The following is a 3,275-nucleotide window of genomic DNA, read 5'->3' as shown; positions in this document are numbered from 1 at the left end:
CCACACACAGCCGCAATAGCGCAAGTTAAAATCGTGTGAAGGATTTACCGGACGCTACTGGGCAGAGCCAGTGGCACCCGCGGAATCCACGTGTGGGGCACCGAGTGGGCGGTCCAGCACAGCTGCCAGAGAACCCACCGCATCCCCCATTGGACCGCGCTGGCGAGTCACTTTCCACAACGAAATGCGACGATTGCAAGTCCTCTAGCAGCCGACGGATTACCTCCGTCGGACGACCCCGGTGTCAGCGCTGCCCCCGCCAAGAAAGCGATCTCTGGGGCCTCCGATGGATGTAATCCATCGGCTATGGGAACTTGTATGACCGAGCGGGCGCCACTAATCGACAGTAGTGGTCTTGCAGCCAAGATACATTGTCCGGCGTGTCGGAATCGCTCTTTCGCTCGGCGATCTTAAGAGGTGACGGAGTCATCGCAAATGATACTGTGGACACTAACGGGCCTTCTCGCCGCCTTCTCTGTGCTGATCGTCGTCGGCAATCCGGTCGCCGGGATCTGCGCCGAGCGCGATGGAAGAACCTACAGCTTCGTCCCGTTTGTAGGTGGGATTGCTGGGGCGGCGGCTATCCTAATTTGCCCGCTGGGCCTGTCGCCGTGGTGGCTGCTAGTCCCACTTGTCGCGGACGTGACCTTCCCAATGTTCTTCTACGTCTTGCTGTCGGGAGGGTTATTTCGCTAGCCGGGTAGGACAAGTCTGCCAACCGATCGAGAGGCCGTCAGGCACAGCCTGGCCTACGGCAGCTCGCGTTCACCTTACCCGGCCGGCTGGATGGCCCCGCTCAGCACCTGCTCCTCGAACGCGGCGAGGATCTCGGTCAGCCGATCGTGGATCAGCTCCTTTGCCTCCTTGATCGGCAGCAGCTGGCGTTCTCGGATCTCGCACTCGTCCCAGTCGTCCAGCAGCTCGGTCACCAGCAGCGGGAAGACCTTAACCTTGGCGACGCCGCCCCACTTCTTCTGCTCGTAGGCGCCGAGGGCGTCGCCGGTCAGCTCGCCGATCACGCCGGCCTCCTCGACGGTCTCCTTGACGGCAGTCGACTCGGGCGTCTCGCCGGGGTCGATGACCCCCTTGGGGAAGATCCAGTTGCCCGACGAGCGGGAGGTGATGAGGACGATCTCGACCCGCTCGCCGTCCCACCGGTAGGGGAGGGCGCCGGCCTGCTTGAAAAAAGAATCGGGCTTCTTTGCCACTTCAGGAACCTTCCGCTCTACTTCGCTGATTCAGTGCCGGGGGGCCGCCGTCTTCCACTGACCGGCAACCGACCATCGAGCCAGTATAGCACAAAACCCGGCCGGTTTCGCTACTTCCGACGCCCATCGAGGTGAAACACGATCGGCCGCCGTAGGTGTCCCGTGCGACGCCCAGCGGACAGGCCCCTTAGGTCCTTCACAGCCACCGTGCCTCTGGGGCGGCGCCCACCCAGCGGCAATCGCTCGAACCGGCCGACAGCATGGCTGGCCGTTGTGCAAATGTCTGTCGTCGCCGCACGGTAACAGAAGTTTCACTTCGACGCGGACTTGGGCAGCTCCAGGTCGTTTAGGTGTGGGCACACCGCGGTTGGTTGGAGGTGCCGACGACCTGCCTGACGACCCGCGGTAACCGAGCCGCGGCCAAGAAACTATGATGTCAAAACCCGCGTCATCGGCGGCTTCGGTTCACCGCTAGGTTCGGCGCAGTTCCATGGCGGAAATTACTAATTCTCGCACGTCAATGGGAAGCCGGGCAAGTTGCCAATCCCGCTCTTCGTCTGCCGACCCTCCTGCCGCCTCGACCGCCTTCGCGCCATAGATCACTGGTCCGAGGCAATGATCGGCAAAATGGGCTGTTGCCACGGCATGGCCTGCCGCTCGAGCAACTGCGACTGCGGCAGCGTCAGAAGTCTCCCGGGCCGCAGCATGTGCCGCGACAGCCGCTCGCTGGGCGACACCGGTTTTGATCTCGCCTCGAGCCCACGCCCGTCCGATTTCAATAGCTTGTTGCGGCCGATCATCTGAGCTGTGAACCTTGAACAGCGGAAGCAGATGCGCCGCACAATCCGCGGCCCAAGCCGCGAGTAATCGATGCTCGGCAATAGCTAATTGGCCCCCTCGATGGGCCGCGACAAATCGCTTGTCACGCACAGTAAATCTCCGTCGCCGAACGATTGGAATAACGAAGTCGCGTGCGTTAATATTCTAGCAAAGTGGATGAGCCAACGCGACTTTCGTTCATTCCGTTGTTCTGTCGCTACTCTACACCTGGTTGTTCAGGATTGGGTCGATGTCTTTCGAATGGTCGTCAGTTGGGCGTAATTTACCGTTGAGCTTTGTAACCTTCAGGTAGACGGTGAGGTCAAAGTGAGTGGAAATCAGGATCATTTGACGTCGCGGGTACCAACGCATCGTGGCCAGCTCATGGTAGTGATGTGTTGAGGCGGACTCGGTTCGGCGCTGCCGAAAGCCATTCACGTCGCGAAATGTCAATTCCCAGCGAATCCAAACACAACTCGGTCCGGTATAGGAAAAGGGCGAGTACTGCCAGGCTACCAGTTCAAACGTTTGGGAGGGGCGACGGAATCTAAACCCTGAATTGGGGATGCGCGCATCGTGCATGCATGCCGCAGCATTTGCAACCGAACCAAAGTCAGTGATCGAGTAAACTGAAGCGTCAGACATGGTTGCGACGGAATGACTCTGCGACAGAACGGTTGAGCTGAGCGGCGCGCGCGCCGACAAATGAACTTGGCACTTTATCCCTCACGCGTCCGCTCCAGCGATTTGTTAGAGGGCATTCCTATGGTTCCTCGTATTGCACGAAACGAAGACGCGGCGGAACTGGGGTTTCGGCTGGCAACGGCAGATCACCCAGAGCAGTGGAAAGCGGTCTCTTCTCGTCGAGGTAGTGAAAGAAGAAGCACCAATGTCCAATGGCACTCGGTACTGGGCGCTCGTCGTAAGGGACTTGCCAGTGGCTTCTGTCCTGGCCATCGACGGGTTGGGTGATCGCGCCCCACTCCACTTGCGCGTCGCCAGGCTCGACCTCGAACTCGATGAGGTGAACAGGCTCTCGCGCTGCAATGGGGTGAACGCCTATGACGCGCATCGAAGTCACGAATGCCCTCTAACGTCTGGCATAACCGGGCCGCCGCAGTTGATGCTCCATTTGAAATCGCGTTGTCGTCGGCTCCGCGTTCATGCCTTTGTGTACGCCCGGCACGGGCGTGATTGTTGTGGGGTGCAAGTCCCCTGTACGAGACTGGGAGTCTCACGGAGATCAGT

The 3,275-nt window shown here is 60.0% G+C and carries 4 protein-coding genes; 1 reads left to right on the top strand and 3 read right to left on the bottom strand.

All coding sequences use genetic code 11. From position 1 onward, the window contains the following. The first annotated feature begins 435 nt into the window (after nt 1-435). A complete protein-coding gene (locus tag Pla123a_RS24335; protein ID WP_146591959.1) occupies nt 436-696 on the top strand; it encodes a hypothetical protein in 261 nt (86 codons plus the stop codon). Nucleotides 697-770: 74 nt separating this feature from the next. On the opposite strand, the gene Pla123a_RS24330 is transcribed toward Pla123a_RS24335, so the two are convergent. The 3 genes from Pla123a_RS24330 to Pla123a_RS24320 all read right to left on the bottom strand — a co-directional run bounded on the left by Pla123a_RS24330 (nt 771) and on the right by Pla123a_RS24320 (nt 2,672). Continuing rightward, the gene (locus Pla123a_RS24330) at nt 771-1,208 is read right to left on the bottom strand and encodes an NUDIX hydrolase (RefSeq protein WP_197528266.1); all 438 of its coding nucleotides are present in this window, start codon (nt 1,206-1,208) and stop codon (nt 771-773) included. Between the two features lie 471 nt (nt 1,209-1,679). Next, complete coding sequence (locus Pla123a_RS25435; protein ID WP_146591955.1) at nt 1,680-2,138, bottom strand: putative immunity protein; 459 nt, start codon at nt 2,136-2,138, stop codon at nt 1,680-1,682. A 111-nt stretch (nt 2,139-2,249) separates the two neighbouring features. Further along, complete coding sequence (locus Pla123a_RS24320; protein WP_146591953.1) at nt 2,250-2,672, bottom strand: hypothetical protein; 423 nt, start codon at nt 2,670-2,672, stop codon at nt 2,250-2,252. Nucleotides 2,673-3,275 lie beyond the last annotated feature (603 nt).

This window comes from Posidoniimonas polymericola, from assembly GCF_007859935.1.
GTDB classification, from domain to species: domain Bacteria; phylum Planctomycetota; class Planctomycetia; order Pirellulales; family Lacipirellulaceae; genus Posidoniimonas; species Posidoniimonas polymericola.
This window is presented reverse-complemented; position numbering and strand designations above follow the sequence as displayed.

Coding starts and splice junctions, on each gene's coding strand:
- Pla123a_RS24335 (WP_146591959.1), top strand. CDS start 436: ATGATACTGTGGACACTAACGGGCCTTCTCGCCGCCTTCTCTGTGCTG.
- Pla123a_RS24320 (WP_146591953.1), bottom strand. CDS start 2,672: ATGTCTGACGCTTCAGTTTACTCGATCACTGACTTTGGTTCGGTTGCA.